The organism is Arthrobacter sp. B0427-1-12, assembly GCF_059092905.1.
Map to the genome: position 1 here is coordinate 1 of NZ_JBNHIC010000021.1, position 21,302 is coordinate 21,302.

A 21,302-nucleotide genomic window follows, 5' to 3' on the forward strand; every position below is an offset into this window, starting at 1 on the left:
CCACCGTTCAATATCGGCTCCAACTTCCAGGGAACAGTCCACTCAAGGCCCCCTCGAGTCTCTTCTGCCACCCAATCGCCGATAACAGCGCATATGTACTAATCAGCTGTAAAGGGAACCTCTACGCCCTCGTCCGTCTGACCCTCCCGCCGGGACGGCGGGAACAGCAACTGCACAAGAACTCCCCGCACTGGCCCTCCCATCGACCGGCAGTCAGCGCTAACCTGATTCGAGGGGGCAATCAGAGAAACCGCTGCCGGTTCGGGAGGTACTCAAGGTGAACGGTGATACCAGCACAGATTCCCCTCTTGAGCGGCTGCAGGATCTGCTGCTGGAGCGTCGGGATCTGACCGAGTTCCTCGAGGAATTCACCCGTCTCATGGCCGAGAACCTGGCCCAGGGACAGGAGGAAGTGTGGTGTGCTGTCACGCTGCTTCGTGATAAATCGGCCGCCACGGTGGCCAGCAGCAGCGAGCGTGCCGCGGCACTAGATGAGATCCAGTACCGGTTTGGAGACGGGCCGTGCCTGACGGCGGCCCGCGAACACAGACTGGTCCACGTCCCCGACATGCGCCGGGAATTCCGCTGGCCCGAATACCAGGAAGCGGCGGCCGCCAACGGCATCATCTCGGTCCTGGGCGTGCCCTTCGAACTCGAAGGCGAAGCCTCGGCCGGCCTCGATGTCTATTCCGATCAGCCAAACAAATACGATGATGCCGCAATCCGGAATGTGCAGCGGCACGTGCTGATGGCCTCGAAGGCACTGCGGATCGCCGTACGGTTCGCCCAACATCAGGACACCGAGGCACACCTGGAATCAGCCATGCAGTCCCGAACCACCATCGACCTGGCCGTCGGCATCATCATGGCCCAAAACACCTGCAGCCAGGACCAGGCCTTCAACATCCTGAAATCCGCTTCCAACAACCGCAACGTCAAACTCCGCGACCTCGCCGCCCAAGTCATCGCCACAGTCCATCAGGGCGCCACCCAAACACATTTCGACCGCTGACCACCCGCTCCCAAGCCGAGCAGATCACGCTGGCCACTCGGGCCTTCTGCCGTCCCGGCCGGCGTCCGCCCCGACCGCGCTGCAGTGTCCTGGACCGGATCCGGCCGACCGCGAAACCTAAGAGCCGACACTGATGAACAAGGCCCACGGCGCCGTCTGCCACGGACAACCTCACCAACGGTCCGGTCCGAACGCCGATAACGGCGCATACGTTATGGCTGGCTGAAGGCCGGCCCGGTGTTTCTAGCCGACCAGAGTATCGCGCCGGAGATACTCCCGGCCTGCAGGCGTCCGGGTCTTCCTGGTTCCGGTGCCGGATATCCGGGGAAGGTTCTGCAGCCATGGCCGGCTGGGCGGACGAAGCAGAAGCGCCCCTCCAGCGGCGATAACCACCAGTCCGCTTCCGAGCACGGCCAAGCCGAAGAGATAATCCATCACACTCATGCCTGCAAACCCCTCTCATCGTTATCCTGCCGGTTCCTGCCGGGACAAGACCTGCCCGTGCAGGAAGCCGCCTCCGGAGCCACGCCGCAGCCCCGATCATCAGCAAACTTACTATACCCGCAGGGCCGGCGGATCCCCGCCCGGCCGATGGGCAGCTGCACGGGCGCAGGTACCGCGCTATCCTAGATCGCTAGACGGACTAGCTATACCTTCTGGGGGTTTATGTGGAGGATACGGGTGCCTTGTCTGGCTATTGGTACACGAGGGACTCCGCCGCCGCGGCGGAGGTTCTCGATGCCCTGCGGGATTACCGCGCATCGGAAGCGGCCATGCGCCGGCGTACGCGCTCATCCATGGGCATGGGTGAAACCGATCTGCTGGCCCTGCGGTATCTGCTGCAGGCAGAGGCCGCCGGCCAAACGATAGGGCCGAAGGAACTGGCTGCCCGACTCGGCATCACCTCAGCGTCGGTGACCACGCTGATCGACCGACTGGCCCAAAGCGGCCACCTCCGGCGGGAACGGCATCCGACCGATGGCCGGGCCCTGATCCTGCGGGCCACCGCCGGCTCGGACCGCGAGGTGAGGGCCACCTTGGGGCGGATGCATGCCCGCATGCTCAAGGCCGCCCAATCCCTGTCACAGGAAGAAGCCCGTACCGTAATCACCTTCCTGCACCGCATGCGCAATGCCGTCGATGCCATCGACCCCCACTGATCTCCCCTGCCTCGCGTGATGTCACAGCCGCAGTCCCGGTCGCCCCTCGGGGCTGGACACAAGAGCCGGCTTCTGCTTATAACTAGCTAGTCTAGTTAGTTAGTTTTCGGATCAGGAGGACCCCGTGACTGCCATTGCAGCCAGGCTTCAGTCCCGCACCGCCCGGGACTTTACAGACAACATCACCTTCTCCCTGCCTGTGGTTCCGGCTCCGGCATTTCCCCCGCAGAAGACTCCGGTGCAGGAGCCTCCCCTGGCGGATGCTCCGGTGCACTGCGGTCAGGCCATGACCCTTGCCGATGTGTCGCTACGGCTGCCGATCGTCACCTTCGCGGCGGAAGAACCCCGCCCGGCATCCAGGCGGGAATGGGTCTGCGGCTGCGGCTTCCGCCAGGATCCGGTCCCCGGCCGGCAGGCGTCGGTGCGGCGGGTATGGCTGGCCGCCGCGCAGGTCGAAGACCGGCAGTGGGCCCTGGACCAGGCCATCGCCAACCTGAACGCCAGCATCCGCGCCGCCGTCGGTGAGGGTTGCCCGCTGGAATCAGTTGCCTCCGCGGCAGGCCTGACCGTCCAGGAAGTCTGGGACATCCTGCGGCAGGATGCAGGAATGAACGCAGCCTAAAGGCCCGCAACGCCGACGCCCCCGATAAGCTCTTCCCCGGCCCGGCTTTCGGCTTTGGTCAGGTACCCGGCCGGGGGCCGGTGCGCAGCACCCAAGCTGGACGGGCCTCGAGGGCAACCGAAATCTGCCCCGACTCGGACATACGCCGATAACAACGCATGCGACGGCGTATTAAAGCCGGGAGGAGAATGCTGCATTCCCCTCCCGGGTTGTTTGCCCTCAGTAAGATCTCTGACCTGAATGGCATCAGTGATCTTCGCTGAATCAGGCCACTGCCTTTTGATATGCCTCAGCGACTTCGGAGGATATCCGGCCCCGCCCGGAAACGTCATAACCGTGTTCCCTGGCCCATTCACGGATTTTCCGGGTATCCCCACGGCCGGCCCCTGCCCGGGCCTTGCCGCGGGTTGACCCAACCGCAGGGACCTTGCGGCCGGCCTTCACATACTGCCTGAAGGCCCTACGCAGTGCAGCAGCGTCCCCGGTGGACAGGTCAATTTCATAGTTCGTGCCGTCCATGCCGAAATGCACCGTTTCGTCCGCCGGGCCCCCGTCCAAATCAGATACCAGGACGACTTCCACCTTTTGTGCCATGCGAAGCGACTCCTCAATAACGGGGACAATTTCCCCATATAAATATTACGTATCCCGGCCGCGCTTTCGACAGCACAGAACGGCCACCAACCGGCCACCGCGACCGGTTCAGGAACGGCCGGTTCAAGTAAGCGCCGTCACCGGCGGCGGGGTATTTATGCCCACCCGGGAGCCGGTCCGCCGTTGTCCGGTATCTGTAAAGAATCAGGTCCGGACGAATGTTATTGACGCGCTGACACCCTCGGCCCTGCTGCCCTTCAGGGACGTGCTGCCGCAGGTTCCGGGCCGGCATGATAACCGGTCCTCCACTCCGGGCGACGGAACTCTGAGGCGGCACAGGACAGGCAGCCCCATCTCCCTGAGCACAGCCCATATCAGCGCACATGTATCGGCGGCGGCGGACCCGGGGCCCTTCGCTCATCCCGATTGACTGACGGATTACCAGGCTCTTTCGCTGGCCCCGGTATCGCCTTCGGTCCAAGCCTGCGCCGGCCCACTGTCAGGGGTCTCGTGCAGCCCTGGCTGCTTTCCTGCCGAGGTGCCGGTGAACCGGCAGGCACCGGTGTGTGGATGGGGCAGGTCGCAGATTCGTGTATTCGGCCGCATACACCCTGCTGAGCGGCGTCGGAATCGACCAAAACGCTGTGCTCACGGGGTGGCCCGGACGGACCGGCCCCGGAATCAGCGCTCATTGGTGTGGGATTAGGCTGGGGCAGACCCATGATGAGATCCGTATGGTAAGAGCCGGAACCGTGGTGGTTCCGGCTGACCTCCTGTCCCTGCCGCTTTACTGCACCAGGAACTGTACCCATATTTTTTTCCCATCAACGGTGCCGAAGGAAGAGCCCGCCGGGACCGGGCCGCCCACCCCTGACACACCCCAACCCGAGACCGATAACTAGCGCATGTGACACCGGGTATCCCTTCGGCGGCGGACCGTCAGGTACCGCCAGCCCATTCGGTCGGTCATGGGTAGTGTTCCCTGCCCGGGCGGGGCTAGAGATACCCGAACCCGCTGCACTGTCCGCCCCGGCCGCCCGCCGCGGGGCCCATAGTGCTGTGAATAGGTGCGGGATCCCCGTCCTCGGCGGTCCCGGTGCCGGCGGCCGGGCGGGCGGGCGCAATGTGGCGCAGTTGCTGCTGCGCCGCCAGGGTCTGGTTCGCGATTTCCTGCACCGCCAGGGCTGTCTGGATGCCCCGGAACAACCCTTCCAGCCAGCCCACCAGCTGGGCCTGGGCCACCCGCAGCTCGGCTTCGGAGGGAGCGGAATCGGCTGGGAAGGGCAGGCTGATCCGGTCCAGTTCCCGGGCCAGTTCAGGGGCGATTCTGTCCTGAATCTCGAGAACGGATTGTTAATAGATGCTCGCCAGCCGGTACCGCGCACCCTCATCCAGGGGTCCATTGCGCACCTCCTCCAGCAGCTGCCCGACCGTCCTGCCGATCCGGACGACTTTAGCGGGCTCATCCACCGGCATGCCGCGCCCAGCCGGCTCTGAACCTGCAGCATCGGCCGGGTCGCATTGGGCGGTCTTCGGGCTGCCCTGCCCGGGCTGCCGCGGCTGCGCATCTTCCGAACGCCCGGCAGCGGTCGGGGAGCCTTCCGCCGCCATGTCTACGGTCCGCACAGTCTCCGCCGCCATGGTCCCCAGCCCGGGACGGCAGTCACCTGCTGCCACCGGAAACGAATCGAATCCGGCTGCCACTATCACCGTCTCCTCCACAGTCCTAAAGTTGAGCCATATCGACTCAACTACGCCAAAATGATACCGCTCCCCCGCTCTGGCCGTTCCAGAGGAAGAACGCCTTTAGCAGATGCCGCAGAGGCGGCCGGCTCATTCCATGTGCCCGCGCCGGCGCTTCTGCCCCGTCTGAACGGTGGAACCATATTGAGGCAGGCTAGGTGGGGCGGTCCGGGCAGACCAACGCCTGACTGGACCTCCCCCCGCTTCGCCAAATGATGCCAAGACAGGGCAGCCGCTGTCTTAAACAGATCGGGGGTCTGGCGTTCTTGCCGCCAAGGCCCCCCGGTCCCGTTGCTCCGCCATAGCGGAGTCGGTAGCGCACCTCTCGGAATTGCCTCCGGCCAGCCATCCCGCTACTGTGCGGGACCGCATTGTGCGCTACGCCCATTAAATTACTGCTGGCGCACAAGGCAGATAAGACGGCTGCCGGAGCATTTTGGCCAGGATCCCGGACAGTGCCTTATCGCCTGCAGAGGACTCACCTTCGGCCGGTAGCCGGGAAACACCGCGGGCTTCCAGTCACTTTCCGCTCATCGGCCGGGCGCCGCAGCTTCACCCCGGCGCCGCGCGGGAAGGTGAGCTGCCCGTTCCCGGCCCGGGGCCGGAAACGGGCGACAACCTCAGGCTGCGGCCGGGGGTCAGCCGCGGCTGATGGGGATCTTCCGGGGCCCGGACTCGGGTTCCTCCGGCACCGGGACACGGATTTCAAGGATCCCGTCGTTGTAGGAGGCCTGGACATCCTTCTCATCCACGGGGCCGGGCAGGGTCACCGTGCGGGAAAACGCGCCGTAGCGGAATTCGGAGCGGTAACCCTTTTTGCTTTTCTTCTCCGTTTTTTCCTCGTGCTTGACCTCGATCCGCAGCTGATCCCCGGTCAGGGTGATGTCCACATCCTTTTCCGGATCAATACCGGGAACCTCGGCCCGCACGACCATGGACCCGTCCTCCCGGTATTCCTCAACCCGCAGCCACTCCAGATCCCCTTCCCACAGCCGGCGCAGGGGTTCGGGAACGTCAACTCCGGCACGGCGCAGAATATTGGCCATCGCTACTACCTCCAATCAATGCATCTCCGGCATGTGTCAGGATCCGGTCTTCTGCTGCCCGGCCGATTTCTGTTCGGCCGGCGCTTCGACCGCTTCCTGGCGGTGTCCGGCAACCACTTCGATCTTCCGGCGCCTGGCGGCTTCGCTGACCGGGATGGTCACGCTCAACACCCCGTTGTCGTAGTGCGCCGAGATGCCGTCCACCTGAATGTCCTGGCCCAGGGTCAGCTGGCGCAGGAAGGAGCCGCTCTCGCGCTCCCGCAGCAGCCACTGTGTGCCCTCGGTTTCCTTCAGGGTCCGCTGGGCGCGGATGGTCAGCAGCTGCCCGTCGACGTCCAGATCGACCGATCCCGGGTCAATGCCGGGCAGGTCCGCGTTCAGGATGTAGTGGTCCCCTTCCCGGTACAGGTCCATGGGCATCACCCGCGGCCCCTGTCCGCGGCCTAACAGGGCCTGGGAAACGCGCTCCAGTTCCTGGAATGGATCAAACCTGGCCGTCATGCTCACCAACTCCTTCATTCCAAACTTCGTTCATCCCAAAGTTGAGCCTACTACGCTCAACTACGACCATATTAACGCACTCCCGCCCGGAAGCGGTAGACCGTTTCCGGGGTTCCGGGAAGCGGTAAAGACGGCAGCCTTGGGTACGCAGGCGCTCAGCGGTTAACGCATTTTCCGTCAGCCGGGCCTGTCCTTGGGCCGGCGGGCCGGGATACGCTGGGATGCCGCCCGGAGCGGCTCACAAGGAACCGCGTTCCGATGGCTCGCAGCCGGCCTGCCGGCAAACCATTCGATACATCGGCACCAATGACAATGTGTTGATCGCCCAATGCAAGCCCCCAACACCCCGCAGCGGCCCCGGCACCGGCACGAGCTCCAGCCCAGGCAGGCCCCCCCCGGCCGCCGGTGCTGAAGTGCCCTCCTGTCCCGGGTGCGGTCCGATGAGTTCCTTCACTTCCAGGAGTACCTCCCGGCCCGGACCCTGCCGGACCGCCGGCAGGAACCGGCCCACGCCGCCTACATCTGCAGCCGCTGCGGGAGCACCCGCGCCCACCGGGTACCGGATACCTGGACACCCCCAACTGGGACGGGTTGGCCTGAAACCGTCGCAGCAACCGGGCTTCCTGTTGCACGGGCTTCCGGTCCCCGTTCCTGCAGGCCCGCCCCGTCCGGATCATCAGGTACCCCAGCTACCCCACACCCGCGCCGGCGGCCAGGTCGATCTGCTCAGCGTCCAGGTCGCGGCCACCGCCCAGCCGGGAACCGGCAGCTGCGCTGCACGGACGGTATCCGCTGCAGCGCTGAGCAGTCAGGCACCTCGGCCGCCCCCGATGCATCCCCTCACCCGTATCCGGGTGCGTCATCCGGGACCCCACCGGCGCCTCATCCGGGCGGACGGTTGCCCTGCGCGCTGCTGCCGGCCCTACGTGCAGGCGCTGTCCGAATCGCGCAGGAAAAAATACCGCAGGACAGCCGCATACACCAGCACATACCCGGCAAGAGTGAGGACCGCCAGTTCCGAGGCAACACCGAGGATGAGCACCACCGTCCCCACCAACGCGGCCAGGACCGCCCGGCGCACCGCCCCGGGTGGCGGACCGGCGAACCCCTCGGTCAGAATCCGTGCCAGCCTGGGATCCTCGGCGGCCAGTTCACGCTCAAGTTCCGCCAGGCGCCTGTTCTCTTCATACGAAAACACCGGACATCTCCCGCTCCGGTACGGGACCGCCTCAAGCACCCGCAGCCCCGTACTGGCTTGAAACCCTGAAGGTGCTTTTTGCACCTTGTTCCCATTATGGATCCGCGCCCCGACCCCCCGCACCTGCCCGAAACAACCCGGCAAACCCCGGGCCCGCCGGCGTCCCCTCCCGCGGCCGGTTTCCCTGTCCTCGGACCAGCGGCCGGACACGACGGCAGCCGGGATCTGTTTCCGCTGCCGGCCGGCTGGCTCGTATCCCTGAGAAATGACCGCTTCACGGCAGGGAGAACCACAAAATGCTGTACGAGGAATTCTTGGCCCCAGTCCGGGACCGCCCTACCGGCCCACCAGCAGCACGGACGCCGATAACAGCGCATACGACACCTGGAAGCCAGGGCAGAGCATCGCTGAGGGCACCGGTTAGGATGCAGGCAGTGCCGCCCGGCACTGCGGGATGAGGAGGAACATGGCCCACATTCGCTACGGTGACCGCAATTACCACATTCAGGATTCCGATGTTGAAGAGTACCGGCAGAAAATTTTGGAGGCGCTGGGGAAGAATGAGGTAACCGCCTTGGGCGTAAGCGAGCTCATCAACGGAGAACGCTACCCCTCCACCTTGTTCATCTCCCGAGGTGTCCCTCTGAGCGTGCATGAATGGGACACCCACCGGATCTAGACGGCAGGGAAGGGCCGCACCCGGCAGGGTGCGGCCCTTCCCTGCCACATGTCCGGCCGCGGTTATCGGGCCCTGTTCCGGTTGGGAACGGACGCTCTTCGGCCCCCGCGTTGCGGTGCTCTGGCCAGCGGGGCCACGGCTGGATAATCTGAGCAGCATTAGGCCGCAGGAGGCGTTTGCATGGCGAGAATCGAGGACTATGCCATCGTCGGTGACCTGGAGACGGCGGCACTGATCGGGCGGAACGGGTCCATCGACTGGCTGTGCCTGCCGCGCTTTGATTCCCCGGCCTGTTTCGCGGCGCTGCTGGACTCCCCCGAGGCAGGACGCTGGCTGCTTGCTCCCGCCGGAGCCGGGGAGTGCACCCGCCGCAGGTACCGGTCGGACACGTTGGTTCTGGAAACCGAATGGGACACCGCCGGAGGAAGCGTCCGGATTATCGACTTCATGCCCGGACGCGATGACGCGGTGGATGTAGTGCGTATCGTGGAGGGCCTCAGCGGCACGGTGCCGATGCACGGAGAGCTGTGCCTGCGCTTCGACTACGGCCGGGTCATACCGTGGGTGCGCCGCATCCCGGGCGGCATCAGCGCCGTCGCCGGCCCCGACTCCGCCTACCTCACCACCCCGGCTCCGTTGAAGGGGCTCAAGCTGCACACAGTCAGCGAATTCACCATACGGGCCGGGGACAGGGTCCCCTTCGTCCTGCGCTGGGCCCCGGGCCACCACCCGGAACCGGCCCGGATCGACCCGACCAAAGCGCTGGAGGCAACGGAGGCCTTCTGGCGGCAGTGGATCAGCCGCAGCCGGGTGGAAGGAAAATACAGCGACGCCGTGAAACGTTCCCTGATCACCCTCAAGGCACTCACCTATGCCCCCACCGGCGGCATCGTTGCCGCCGCCACGACCTCTTTGCCCGAGCAGCTCGGCGGGCCCCGGAACTGGGACTACCGCTACTGCTGGCTGCGCGATGCCTCCCTGACCCTGCAGTCCCTGCTCGCCGTCGGCTACACCGAAGAGGCCGCCGCATGGCGCGAGTGGCTGCTGCGTGCGATCGCCGGAGAACCGTCCAAACTCCAGATCCTCTACGGCCTTGACGGAACCCGCCGGCTGCCCGAGACCGAACTGGCCTGGCTGGCCGGCTATGAAGGCTCACAGCCGGTCCGCACCGGCAACGCCGCCACCGGACAGCTACAACTGGATGTGTGGGGCGAAGTCCTCGACGCGCTCTCCCTCACCCGTGCTGCGGGCCCGCCCGGAACCTCCGACAGCTCCTGGGACATCCAGGTCGCGCTGATGGAGTTCCTCGAAGGAGCCTGGAACGAACCCGACAACGGGCTGTGGGAAGTCCGCGGCCCCCGGCGCCACTTCACCCACTCCAAGGTCATGGCCTGGGTCGCCGCAGACCGCATGGTCAAAGGCGTCCGCCAATCCGGGCTTCCCGGCCCCGACAGGAGATGGTCCGCACTCCGGGAACAAATCCATGCCGATGTGATGGCTCATGGCTTCAATGACCAGCTCAACACCTTCGTCCAGTCCTACGGCAGCACCGAGCTCGACGGCAGCCTGCTGCTGATCCCCCGCGTCGGCTTTCTGCCCTATACCCATCCACGCGTCATCGGGACCGTGGACGCAGTCTGCCGCGACCTGAGCGAAGACGGCTTCGTCCTACGCTACCGCCCCCAAACCGGCATCGACGGAATGCCCGGGGACGAGGGTGTCTTTCTGGCCTGCTCCTTCTGGCTCGCCGAGGCCCTGCTCGGCATCGGCCGTTACAACGAAGCCGTCGAACTTTTTGAGCGCCTGCTCTGCCTGCGCAACGACGTCGGACTGCTCAGTGAGGAATGGGACCCGCGCACCCGCCGGCAGCTGGGCAACACCCCGCAGGCCTTCAGCCACTTCCCCCTCGTCCACTGCGCCCTGCAACTGCACCTCGGCACCGTCCGGAAAAGCGACACACCCATTCCCGGGGCCTGGACAGCGAACAGCGGCCCATATGCGCACTGACAGGCATCAGAGCACCTCTGCCTGAAGCAGCGGCTGTACCGGCCCGAAGCATTGGGTACCCTGCCGGCCTGGGTTTCATCCGGTTCCCTCCCACGGCCCTACCTTCAGGGCGGCCTCAGCCGGTATGGGTCTTCTTCCGCGACGGCGTTCAGCATTCCTTGGGATACCCCGAGGACGCGTGGATCCCCCGGGACAGGAACGCTCCGGCTGCCCGCCGTCGGCCCTGCCAGGTCAACCGGTCCCAAAAGCTAGGGCTGGACCGGTCCGCATCCCGGTACATCAGCGTTACTGTGATGCCATGACCCGGCAAGGAAAGGGCGACAGCCCCGAAGATCTGCCGCCGCTTCTCTCAAGCGGTTCGCCCGACTCAACCTGTTGCTGGTTCCGGCCCTGGTCGCCGTGGCCACCGTGCTGGGAAACCAGCTAGGCATGTGGCGCTGCTCATCCTCGGTGCCCTCATGGCCGCTATAGACGTACCATTCCTGATCGCCGTTCGACGCGAATACAGAGATCTGACACGCGAAGCGGGCGGGCAATCGGGGGGCGAGGCCCAAGAGGGGTTGACATGATCCACGTCACTCTTCATGATGGATCATATATGATCTCATACATGATCTGGAGAAGAATTTGAGCGAAGATATGAGCACTGTGGCAGCCACTCTGCCGGTGGTTGACTCGGCCATCCTGAAAAACACCGGCAAGGTACTGGCTGTCCATCTCTCCTACGCCTCACGGGCCGCACAGCGCGGACGGGTTCCCGCGCATCCGTCCTACTTCATGAAGGCATCCTCCTCCCTGAGCCTGACCGGAGGTACGGTGGAACGCCCGGCCGGAACTGAGCTGCTCGCCTTTGAGGGCGAGGTGGCTCTGGTCATCGACAAGGAGGCCCGCCGGGTTGGGCTCAAGGATGCCTGGAGCTACGTCGGGGCCGTCACGGCCAGCAATGATCTGGGTATCTATGACATCAAGTACGCGGACAAGGGCTCCAACATCCGCTCCAAGAGCGGGGACGGCTTCACCCCGATCGGTCCGGCGCTGATCCCGGCGGATCAGGTGGACCCGACGGCACTGCGGATCCGCACCTGGGTCAACGGTGAACTTGTCCAGGAGGACACCACTGAGTCACTTTTGTTCCCCTTCGCGCAGATCATCGCGGACCTGTCCCAGCTCATGACGCTGGAACCGGGAGACATCATCCTCACTGGCACCCCAGCCGGCTCCTCCGTGGTGGTACCCGGTGACGTAGTGGAGGTTGAGGTGGACACCGCGCCCGGCGACAGTGCAGCAGCGTTAAGCAGCGGCAGGCTCCGAACCACCGTGGTCCAGGGCGAAGTGCCTTTCGCCGACTTCGGCAACACCCCCAAGGTGACGGACCAGGACCGCGAGGACGCCTACGGCTCGGCCGAAGCAGCCGGCCTGGCGCCCAAGCAGCCCGTGCTCACTGAAGAACTCAAAACCAAGCTCGCCTCCGTGGCGACCGCCACGATTTCCGCGGCCCTGCGCAAGCGAGGGCTCAACAACGTCAGCATCGACGGGCTGCAGCCTACCAAGCCGGGCCAAAAGGTCATCGGCACTGCCCGCACCTTGCGCTACGTGCCCAACCGCGAGGACCTCTTCAAGAGCCATGGTGGGGGCTACAATGCCCAGAAGCGCGCCATTGATGCGCTGAACGACGGAGACATCCTGGTGATGGAGGCCCGCGGCGAAAAGGGCTCCGGAACCCTCGGGGACATCCTGGCCCTGCGCGCCCAGGTGCGCGGCGCTGCTGGCATCATTACTGACGGCGGTGTCCGGGACCTCTCGGCGGTCGCCGGCCTGGATATCCCCACCTTCCATAGTGGTCCGCACCCGGCCGTACTCGGCCGCAAGCATGTGCCGTGGGAAGTCGATGCGACCATCGGCTGCGGCGGCACGACGGTTCAACCCGGAGACATCATTGTGGCCGATGACGATGGCATCCTGGTGCTGCCGCCGGCGCTGGCCGAGGAAGTAGCGGACGAGGCCGTGGAGCAGGAACGCAAGGACACCTTCGTCTTCCAGATGGTCAAGGAAGGCCACAAGGTGGACGGGCTGTTCCCGATGAACGCCGACTGGCTTGCCAAATACCAGCAGTGGGTGGCAGAGGGCAACGGGTCCTGATATGTCCACCGCTACTGCCCCGGCGCCGGCGTCGAAGTCGGAACAGGCCTACCAGCTGCTCCGCGACCGGATCGGCACCGGCCAGTTCGTCCCCGGCTACCGTCTGGTGCTCAGCACCATTGCAGAAGAACTCGGCTGCAGCGTGGTACCGGTCCGGGAAGCGATCCGCCGGCTGGAAGCCGAAGGACTCGTCACCTTCGAGCGTAATGTGGGCGCTACCGTTGCTGCCCTCGACACCACGCTGTACCTGCATACCATGCAGACGCTGAGCATCATCGAGGGTGCGGCAACGGCGCTGGCCGCCGGCCTGATTACCGACGACGATCTGCGCCGGGCCCGCAAGCTCAATGCGCAGCTGCGCGAGTGCCTGGAGACCTTCGAACCCGTCCGCTTCACCAAGCTCAACAACGAATTCCATGCCATCCTCTACGGCAGGTGCCCCAATCCGCACATTCTGGACCTGGTGCACCGGGGTTGGAACCGCCTGAATGCCATCCGTGCTTCCAGCTTCGACCTGGTCCCCGGGCGGGCCCGCGAGTCCGTTGCCGAACACGACGGACTGCTCGCCCTGCTTGAGGCAAAAGCCGATCCCCATGAAATCGAAATGGCCGCCCGAGCCCACCGGACGGCCACGCTCAACGCCTACATGGCGCAGACCAACCAGCCGCCCTCAGTCCTCTAGCAAACCTGGACACCACGAAAGGTAGATCATGGCCGACCACTACGTGCCCGAGAACCTGCCCGCCCACATCCAACACTTCATCAACGGCAAGTTCGTCGACTCGATCAACGGCGCCACCTTCGACGTGCTCGATCCGGTGACCAACCAGACCTACGCCACCGCCGCCGCCGGCCAGAAGGAGGACATCGACGCCGCTGTCGCCGCCGCCCGCGAGGCTTTCGTCAACGGACCGTGGCCCAAGCTGAAGCCGCGCGAACGCGCCCGGATCCTGAACAAGATCGCCGACGCCGTCGAAACCCAGGAAGACCGCCTGGCCGAAATGGAAACCTTCGACACCGGTCTGCCGATCACCCAGGCCAAGGGCCAGGCGCGCCGGGCGGCGGAGAACTTCCGCTTCTTCGCGGACCTGATCGTGGCCCAGTTCGACGACGCGATGAAGGTTCCGGGGTCCCAGCTCAACTACGTCAACCGCAAGCCGATCGGCGTCGCGGGCCTGATCACACCGTGGAACACCCCGTTCATGCTTGAGTCCTGGAAGCTGGCCCCGGCACTGGCCACCGGAAACACCGTGGTGCTCAAGCCGGCTGAGTTCACCCCGCTGTCGGCTTCCCTGTGGGCGGACATCTTCACCGCCGCGGGTGTCCCTGCAGGCGTATTCAACCTGGTCAACGGCCTGGGTGAGGAAGCCGGCGATGCGCTGGTCAAGCATCCGGACGTGCCGCTGATCTCCTTCACCGGCGAGACCACCACAGGCCAGACCATCTTCCGCAACGCCGCGGCCAATCTCAAGGGCCTGTCCATGGAGCTCGGCGGCAAGAGCCCGTGCGTCATCTTCGCCGACGCCGACCTGGACGCAGCCATCGACTCGGCGCTCTTCGGGGGCTTCTCCCTGAACGGTGAGCGCTGCACGGCCGGTTCTCGCATCCTGGTGGAGCGGCCCATCTACGACGAGTTCTGTGAGCGCTACGCGGCCCGGGCCAAGAACATCGTCGTCGGGGATCCGCACGATCCGAAGACCCAGGTGGGAGCACTGGTGCACCCGGAGCACTACGCCAAGGTGATGAGCTACGTGGAGATCGGCAAGTCCGAAGGACGCCTGCTGGCCGGTGGCGGACGGCCGGAGGGGCTGGAGGAAGGCAATTACGTCGCGCCGACCGTCTTCGCCGACGTCGCCCCGGATGCCCGCATCTTTCAGGAGGAGATCTTCGGCCCGGTGGTGGCCATTACTCCGTTCGACTCAGATGAGGAGGCCTTGTCCCTGGCCAACGGCGTCAAGTATGGGCTGGCCGCGTACATCTGGACCCAGGACCTGACCCGGGCGCATAACTTTGCGCAGGATGTCGAGGCCGGCATGGTGTGGCTCAACAGCCACAATGTCAGGGACCTGCGCACCCCGTTCGGCGGCGTGAAGGCTTCCGGGCTGGGCCACGAGGGCGGCTACCGGTCCATCGACTTCTACACCGACCAGCAGGCCGTCCATATCACCCTGGGTTCCGTCCATACCCCGAAGTTCGGCGCCGAAGCCGCCGCCAAGATCGACTACTGACCGCTTCACGATGAAGGAGAAAACACCATGAGCAACGAGATTCCCACCCCCTCGGTTCCGGCCCCTGACATCGTCCGCTGCGCCTACATGGACATTGTCGTCACGGACCTGGCCAAGTCCCGCGAATTCTATGTGGACGTCCTGGGCCTGCACGTGACAGAGGAGGACGAGAACGCGATCTACCTGCGTTCCCTGGAGGAGTTCATCCACCACAACCTCGTGCTGCGCAAGGGCCCGGTTGCCGCCGTCGCGGCCTTCGCCTACCGCGTCCGCACCCCCGGGGACGTGGACAAGGCCGAGGCCTACTACCGAGAGCTGGGCTGCCGCACCGCGCGCCGCCGGGATGGCTTCACCAAAGGCATCGGCGACTCCGTCCGGGTCGAGGATCCGCTGGGCTTCCCGTACGAGTTCTTCTACGAAACCGAGCACGTCGAGCGCCTCACCCAGCGTTACGACCTCTACTCCGCCGGCGAACTGGTCCGGCTGGACCACTTCAACCAGGTCACCCCGGACGTACCCCGCGGGCGCAAGTACCTGGAGGACCTGGGCTTCCGGGTGTCGGAGGACATCAAGGACTCCGACGGCGTCACCTACGCCGCCTGGATGCACCGCAAACAGACCGTCCATGACACGGCCCTGACCGGCGGCAACGGCCCGCGCATGCACCACATCGCCTTCGCCACGCATGAGAAGCACAACATCATCCAGATCTGCGACAAGATGGGCGCCCTGCGCATCTCCGACCGGATCGAGCGCGGCCCGGGCCGCCACGGCGTCTCCAACGCCTTCTACCTGTACATCCTGGATCCGGACGGTCACCGCGTGGAGATCTACACCCAGGACTACTACACCGGCGACCCGGACAACCCCACCATCACCTGGGATGTGCACGACAACCAGCGCCGCGACTGGTGGGGCAACCCCGTCGTCCCCTCCTGGTACACCGAAGCCTCCCTGGTCCTGGACCTGGACGGCAACCCCCAGCCGGTGATCGAACGCACCGACGCCTCCGAGCTGGCGGTCACCGTCGGCGCCGACGGCTTCTCCTACACCCGCAAGGACGACACCGCGGTGGAGGGCTTCAAACTCGGCGCGCAGGTCTAGATCTCCGCACCGGGCTTGCGGGCCGGTGGCGTCCCGAAGACCTCCGGCCCGCAGCCCTGCGGTCCCAGCACAGAAAGCAGGCTTCATGCTTGACCAGACAACCATTGAGACGATTGCCGATGAGCTGGTGGAGGCCGGCCGCACCCGGACTCCGGTCCCGCGCCTGACCGCCCGCTACCCGGACATGACGGTGGAGGATTCCTACGCGGTCCAGATACTGTGGGGACGGCGCCTGCAGGAATCGGGCCGGACCCTGGTGGGACGCAAGATCGGGCTGACCTCCAAAGCCATGCAGGCCGCCACGGGCATCACCGAACCGGACTACGGCATGATCTTCGACGACATGGTGCTGGAGAACGGCTGTACGGTGCAGTGGAACCGGTACACCCATCCGCGCATCGAAGTGGAACTGGCCTTTGTCCTGGGCAAGCCGCTGACCGGGCCGGCTTGCAGCATCTTTGACGTGCTGGATGCCACCGATTACGTCATTCCGGCACTGGAGATCCTGGACTCACGCATCGAGATGGAAGGCCGCACCATCGTGGACACCATCTCCGATAACGCGGCCATGGGCGCCATGGTCCTGGGCGGGACCCCGGTCCGGCCCAAGGACGTGGACCTCCGCTGGATTTCCGCCCTCCTGTACCGGAACCAGACCATCGAGGAAACCGGCGTCGCCGCCGGGGTGCTGAACCACCCGGCCGCCGGCGTCTATTGGCTGGCCAACAAGCTCTCCGCCCACGGTACCTCCCTCGGTGCCGGAGAAATCATTCTCGCCGGTTCCTTCACACGCCCCATGTGGGTCTACGAAGGCGACACCGTGCACGCAGACTACGGACAGATGGGATCAGTCACATGCCGTTTCGAGTAGAACCCCCGGTACCCTTCCGCTCGGTGCTCGCTGCCGACCGTGCCCGGATCGGCATGTGGGCCTGCACCGGCAACCCCCTGGTCACCGAAATCTGCGCCGGGTCCGGGCTGGATTGGCTGCTGATCGACGGCGAACACAGCACCAATAGCCTCGAATCCATCCAGCTCCAGCTGCAGACAGTTGCCGCATACCCCATCACACCGGTAGTCCGCCCTCCCAGCGGCGATGCGGTCATCCTCAAGCAGTACCTGGACGTGGGCGTACAGAACCTGCTCATCCCCATGGTGGACACCGCTGACCAGGCCAAACAGGTCGTCGCGGCCGTCCGTTACCCGCCCCGGGGCGTCCGCGGCGTGGGGTCCGCCCTGGCCCGCGCCTCCCGGTGGAACCGGATCGATGGCTATCTGGGCATTGCCGAGGAAACCATCACCCTGCTGGTGCAGATTGAATCGGCCACAGCGGTAGAGAACGTGCAGGCCATTGCCTCCGTCGACGGCGTCGACGGGATCTTCATTGGCCCCTCCGACCTGGCCGCCTCCATGGGCTACCTCGGCCAGCAGGACCACCCGGAGGTGGTTGCCGCCGTCGAACACTGCATCAAGGCAGCGGCTGCACTGGGCAAACCGGTCGGGGTCAATGCCTTCGCCGAGGCGACCGCCCGCCGTTACCTGGATGCCGGGGTCAACTTCATCCTGGTCGGAGCCGACGTCGCCCTGCTGGCCCGCGCCACCGAAGCCCTGGCCAGAACCTACCTTCCGCCGTCCGGAAGTGCTGAGGAACCGGTCACAAGGGTCGCCAGTTACTGAATCATTGCAACGGGCCCAAGCGGCCCGTGCCGTTGGCACTGTTGTTAGGCCGGGGAGGGGCGCTTTGGACGGGATCAGGAGTCCGGCCTCGCTGACGGCCCGGCCGCCGCAAACGCCTCCGGCCCGGCCCCTGCCCTTAGGCAGGCTCCTGCTGGGACTGGAACGGGTGCGTGATTCACTCCTTTACGTCCCGCCCGGCCTGCAGGGGGGAAATCCGGCCGGGCTCGTCCTCACCCTCCATGGCGCCGGAGCAGACGCGGCCGCAGGCCTGTCCCTGCTGGCCCCGGTGGCGGATGAATACGGTCTGGCCCTCCTGGCCCCGGCATCGCGCGGATCAACCTGGGACGCTGTCGGGCACCGCTACGGGCCGGACGTGGCCGTCATCGACCGGGCACTGGGCCGGGTCGTCCGCACCGTCCCCATAGACCCTGCGCACATCGGCATCGCGGGCTTCTCGGACGGCGCCTCATACGCCCTCGGCCTGGGTCTGGCCAACGGCAGCCTAATCCGCCGCGTCATCGCCTTCTCACCGGGCTTTATCCCGCCCGCCCCGCGCGTGGGCAAGCCCGCCATCTTTATCTCCCACGGTGATCACGATGTGGTACTTCCCGTCGGCTCGACCAGCAGAAGGATCGTTCCCGCGCTTCGGCGGGACGATTACGATGTGGTCTACCGGGAATTCCCCGGCGCCCACACCATACCCCGGCACATCGTCCGGGAAGCGGCCGAATGGCTCGGCTGGTAGACGCGGGGAGGGAATACCCTCATCTCCGGAATCCCGCAGTCCAGGGACAGCAGCGCTGCCGCCGCCCGGGGCTTCAGTGGAGGCAGCAAGGCCGGCGTCCCGAGGAGGTCTTGTGCGTCACGCGGCCCGTTTCCTGATGGTTGCGCTGGTGTTGTTCCCGCTGCTGGGCGTTCCAGGCTCCGGCGTCTACGGACCGTACACCGTTGCAGGCCTCGGGGACTCGATCACCCAGGCCACAAACAGTTGCTGTGAACCTGGAAACCATCCGGCGAAGTCCTGGTCCACCGGGGACGACGGGTTCGACGGCGTCCGGAGCCACTATGAGCGGCTGGCGGTCCTGCACCCTGGGAGCGGCAACAACAATCACAATAATTCCGTCAGCGGCGCCAAGGCAGCTGATCTTCCCGCGCAGGCGTCCAAAGCCATAGCCCAAAAGGCGGACTACGTCACCATCCTTATCGGAGCCAACGACCTGTGCACCCCCTCAGCGTCAACGATGACTTCCACCGCCGACTTCGCCGAGCAGATCAACGCGGCCCTGGACGCACTGCATCAAGGACTGCCAGGGGCCCGCATCTTCGTCGCCAGCATTCCCGACCTCCACCGGCTATGGTCCGTCCTCCACACAAACCCCGAGGCTGCACGGGCCTGGTCAGCCGGCCGGATCTGCCAGTCCATGCTCTCTGCAGCAAACACTGAGGCCCAACGTCAGGAAGTCATTTCCCGCCAAATCGCTTTCAACCGAATCCTGGCCGAAACCTGCGGGAAGTACCGGAACTGCCGGTGGGACGGAGGCACCGTTTACCGCTACCGGTTCCCCGCCAGCCAGATCAGCACCATGGACTACTTCCATCCAGGCCCCGGCGGCCAGGCCGCCCTGGCAGAGCTGACCTGGAACGAATTCCGGCAGCACCGTTCCCAGCCTCATCCATAGGGATCACCAGCACCACCTGCTGCGGAGGCAGGCCTGATCCACGTTCCGCACTCGCCCTAATGCCGTCAACAACCTAGGATCCTGACATGAGTACCCATAGTCTGATCATCATCGGTTCCGGTCCCGCCGGCTACACCGCCGCCGTCTACGCCGCCCGCGCGGGCCTGGCACCGCTGGTGCTGGCCGGCTCGGTCACCGCGGGAGGCGCCCTGATGAACACCACCGAGGTGGAGAACTTCCCCGGCTTCCCCGACGGCATCCAGGGCCCGGAGCTGATGGAGAACCTGCAGCGGCAGGCCGAACGGTTCGGGGCGGTCATCGAGTACGACGACGCCACCGCCGTGGACCTGAAGGGCCACCTCAAGCAGGTGGTCACCGGAGCCGGCAGGACGTACGAGGCGCCGGCGGTCATCCTGGCCACCGGCTCCGCCTACAAGGAACTGGGCCTGCCGGAGGAGAAGCAGTTCAGCGGCCACGGCCTGTCCTGGTGCGCCACCTGCGACGGGTTCTTCTTCCGCGAGCAGGACATCATCGTCGTCGGCGGCGGCGACTCGGCCATGGAGGAGGCGCTCTTTCTGACCCGGTTCGGCAGGACGGTGACCGTCATCGTGCGCCGGGACGCGCTGCGGGCCTCCCGGATCATGGCCCAGCGGGCCCGCGACAATGAGAAGATCCGCTTTGAATGGAACAGCGCCGTCACGGCCATCCACGGCGACGGCAAGGTCTCCGGCGTGACGCTGACGGACACCGTCACCGGCGCCGTCCGGCAGCTGGACGCCACGGGCATCTTCGTGGCGATCGGGCACGTGCCGCGGACCGAACTGCTGGTGGGCCAGGTCGACCTGGACAGCGAGGGCTACATCAGGGTCGATGCGCCCACCACGGTGACCAGCGCCCGCGGCGTCTTCGCCTGCGGCGACGCCGTGGACCACCGCTACCGCCAGGCCATCACCGCAGCCGGCACCGGCTGCGCCGCCGCGCTGGATGCCGAGCGCTACCTCGCCGCGCTGGCCGACGCGGACAGCATCGCCACCGCCGTCGTCGAGGAACCCACCCACGCCTGATACGCACCGCCGGTTGGGGGTTCAGCCGAACCGTCCGGAAACGTAGTCCTCGGTCCGCTGATCGCGCGGCGCTTCGAAGATCTGCCGGGTCCCGCCGAATTCCACGAGAATGCCGGTGCGGTCCCCGGTGCCTTCGGCGGCCAGTGCGGTGAAGAATGCCGTGCGGTCCGCCACGCGCGCGGCCTGCTGCATGTTGTGGGTAACGATGACGATGGTGAACTCCCTGCGCAGTTCGTGCATGAGGTCCTCGATGCGGGTCGTAGCAATCGGATCCAGCGCCGAACACGGCTCATCCATGAGGATCACGTCCGGCTTCACGGCAATGGTGCGGGCGATGCAGAGCCGCTGCTGCTGGCCGCCGGAGAGACCCAAAGCGGACTGCTTGAGCTTGTCCTTGACCTCATCCCAGAGCGCAGCCCGCGTCAGCGCCTCCTCCACGAGGTCATCCATGCTGCCCACCTTCATGCCGGTGACCCTGGGCCCATAAGCGATGTTGTCGTAGACGGACTTGGGGAACGGGTTGGGTTTCTGGAAAACCATGCCGATGCGGCGCCGCACCTCGATGGCGTCGACTTCCTTGGCGTACATGTCCACGCCACGGAAGGCCACTGTGCCTTCCACCCGGGCGCCTTCAACCAGGTCGTTCATCCGGTTCAGCGAGCGGATCAGGGTGGATTTTCCGCACCCCGATGGGCCGATCAAGGCGGTGATCTCATGCAGGCCGAAATCCAGATTGACGTCCCTGACTGCACGGAAGGAACCGTAGTAAACGTTCACGTCTCGGCAGGTAATGATGGCGCTCTTGACCTGGCCGGAAACGGCCTCGGCCGGCCTGCCCTGGTAGAGGTG

General features: G+C 65.6%; 19 protein-coding genes and 1 pseudogene. 14 read left to right on the top strand and 6 right to left on the bottom strand.

Annotated features, from left to right (window positions below):
• The first annotated feature begins 277 nt into the window (after positions 1 to 277).
• From AC5RWU_RS13430 to AC5RWU_RS13440, 3 genes are all read left to right on the top strand, one after another.
• The gene (locus tag AC5RWU_RS13430) at positions 278 to 1,012 is read left to right on the top strand and encodes a GAF and ANTAR domain-containing protein (protein WP_494031332.1); all 735 of its coding nucleotides are present in this window, start codon (positions 278 to 280) and stop codon (positions 1,010 to 1,012) included.
• Positions 1,013 to 1,698: 686 nt separating this feature from the next.
• Positions 1,699 to 2,172, top strand: a complete 474-nt coding sequence (locus tag AC5RWU_RS13435) for a MarR family winged helix-turn-helix transcriptional regulator (RefSeq protein WP_494031330.1) — start codon at positions 1,699 to 1,701, stop codon at positions 2,170 to 2,172.
• Positions 2,173 to 2,296: 124 nt separating this feature from the next.
• The gene (locus AC5RWU_RS13440; RefSeq protein WP_494031329.1) at positions 2,297 to 2,794 is read left to right on the top strand and encodes a hypothetical protein; all 498 of its coding nucleotides are present in this window, start codon (positions 2,297 to 2,299) and stop codon (positions 2,792 to 2,794) included.
• A gap of 264 nt (positions 2,795 to 3,058) precedes the next feature.
• Here the strand turns inward: AC5RWU_RS13440 and AC5RWU_RS13445 are convergent, their stop codons facing one another.
• From AC5RWU_RS13445 to AC5RWU_RS13465, 5 genes and pseudogenes are all read right to left on the bottom strand, one after another.
• Complete coding sequence (locus AC5RWU_RS13445; RefSeq protein ID WP_494031328.1) at positions 3,059 to 3,388, bottom strand: histone-like nucleoid-structuring protein Lsr2; 330 nt, start codon at positions 3,386 to 3,388, stop codon at positions 3,059 to 3,061.
• A gap of 996 nt (positions 3,389 to 4,384) precedes the next feature.
• Positions 4,385 to 5,029 (bottom strand): annotated as a pseudogene (locus AC5RWU_RS13450) (proteasome activator).
• Between the two features lie 740 nt (positions 5,030 to 5,769).
• Positions 5,770 to 6,177: an Hsp20/alpha crystallin family protein gene (locus AC5RWU_RS13455; protein WP_494031327.1), complete on the bottom strand. Its 408-nt coding sequence runs from the start codon at positions 6,175 to 6,177 to the stop codon at positions 5,770 to 5,772.
• Between the two features lie 36 nt (positions 6,178 to 6,213).
• Positions 6,214 to 6,678, bottom strand: coding sequence for an Hsp20/alpha crystallin family protein (locus AC5RWU_RS13460; protein WP_494031326.1), 465 nt, complete (start codon positions 6,676 to 6,678; stop codon positions 6,214 to 6,216).
• Between the two features lie 922 nt (positions 6,679 to 7,600).
• Positions 7,601 to 7,876, bottom strand: coding sequence for a DUF3040 domain-containing protein (locus tag AC5RWU_RS13465; protein WP_494031325.1), 276 nt, complete (start codon positions 7,874 to 7,876; stop codon positions 7,601 to 7,603).
• A gap of 466 nt (positions 7,877 to 8,342) precedes the next feature.
• On the opposite strand from AC5RWU_RS13465, the gene AC5RWU_RS13470 reads away from it, so the two are divergent.
• From AC5RWU_RS13470 to trxB, 11 genes are all read left to right on the top strand, one after another.
• Entirely contained in the window at positions 8,343 to 8,555 is a 213-nt protein-coding gene (locus tag AC5RWU_RS13470) for a hypothetical protein (RefSeq protein ID WP_494031324.1), read from the top strand.
• 180 nt (positions 8,556 to 8,735) lie between these two features.
• Positions 8,736 to 10,562, top strand: a complete 1,827-nt coding sequence (locus AC5RWU_RS13475) for a glycoside hydrolase family 15 protein (protein WP_494031323.1) — start codon at positions 8,736 to 8,738, stop codon at positions 10,560 to 10,562.
• 639 nt (positions 10,563 to 11,201) lie between these two features.
• The gene (locus AC5RWU_RS13480; protein WP_494031322.1) at positions 11,202 to 12,701 is read left to right on the top strand and encodes a fumarylacetoacetate hydrolase family protein; all 1,500 of its coding nucleotides are present in this window, start codon (positions 11,202 to 11,204) and stop codon (positions 12,699 to 12,701) included.
• 1 nt (position 12,702) lies between these two features.
• Positions 12,703 to 13,383: a GntR family transcriptional regulator gene (locus tag AC5RWU_RS13485; protein WP_494031321.1), complete on the top strand. Its 681-nt coding sequence runs from the start codon at positions 12,703 to 12,705 to the stop codon at positions 13,381 to 13,383.
• 28 nt (positions 13,384 to 13,411) lie between these two features.
• Positions 13,412 to 14,929: a 5-carboxymethyl-2-hydroxymuconate semialdehyde dehydrogenase gene (hpaE, locus tag AC5RWU_RS13490; RefSeq protein WP_494031320.1), complete on the top strand. Its 1,518-nt coding sequence runs from the start codon at positions 13,412 to 13,414 to the stop codon at positions 14,927 to 14,929.
• A 27-nt stretch (positions 14,930 to 14,956) separates the two neighbouring features.
• Positions 14,957 to 16,033: a 3,4-dihydroxyphenylacetate 2,3-dioxygenase gene (gene hpaD, locus AC5RWU_RS13495; RefSeq protein WP_494031319.1), complete on the top strand. Its 1,077-nt coding sequence runs from the start codon at positions 14,957 to 14,959 to the stop codon at positions 16,031 to 16,033.
• Positions 16,034 to 16,118: 85 nt separating this feature from the next.
• Positions 16,119 to 16,904, top strand: a complete 786-nt coding sequence (gene hpaH / locus AC5RWU_RS13500; protein ID WP_494031318.1) for a 2-oxo-hept-4-ene-1,7-dioate hydratase — start codon at positions 16,119 to 16,121, stop codon at positions 16,902 to 16,904.
• Positions 16,889 to 17,710, top strand: coding sequence for an HpcH/HpaI aldolase family protein (locus tag AC5RWU_RS13505; protein ID WP_494031317.1), 822 nt, complete (start codon positions 16,889 to 16,891; stop codon positions 17,708 to 17,710). Before hpaH ends, AC5RWU_RS13505 begins: the two co-directional genes overlap by 16 nt.
• A gap of 166 nt (positions 17,711 to 17,876) precedes the next feature.
• On the top strand, positions 17,877 to 18,455 hold the full coding sequence (locus AC5RWU_RS13510) for an alpha/beta hydrolase (RefSeq protein WP_494031316.1): 579 nt from the start codon (positions 17,877 to 17,879) through the stop codon (positions 18,453 to 18,455).
• A 112-nt stretch (positions 18,456 to 18,567) separates the two neighbouring features.
• Positions 18,568 to 19,389: a GDSL-type esterase/lipase family protein gene (locus AC5RWU_RS13515; RefSeq protein ID WP_494031315.1), complete on the top strand. Its 822-nt coding sequence runs from the start codon at positions 18,568 to 18,570 to the stop codon at positions 19,387 to 19,389.
• A gap of 86 nt (positions 19,390 to 19,475) precedes the next feature.
• Entirely contained in the window at positions 19,476 to 20,453 is a 978-nt protein-coding gene (gene trxB / locus AC5RWU_RS13520) for a thioredoxin-disulfide reductase (protein WP_494031314.1), read from the top strand.
• A gap of 21 nt (positions 20,454 to 20,474) precedes the next feature.
• Here the strand turns inward: trxB and pstB are convergent, their stop codons facing one another.
• Complete coding sequence (gene pstB / locus AC5RWU_RS13525) at positions 20,475 to 21,248, bottom strand: phosphate ABC transporter ATP-binding protein PstB (RefSeq protein WP_494031334.1); 774 nt, start codon at positions 21,246 to 21,248, stop codon at positions 20,475 to 20,477.
• Between the last annotated feature and the right edge of the window lie 54 nt (positions 21,249 to 21,302).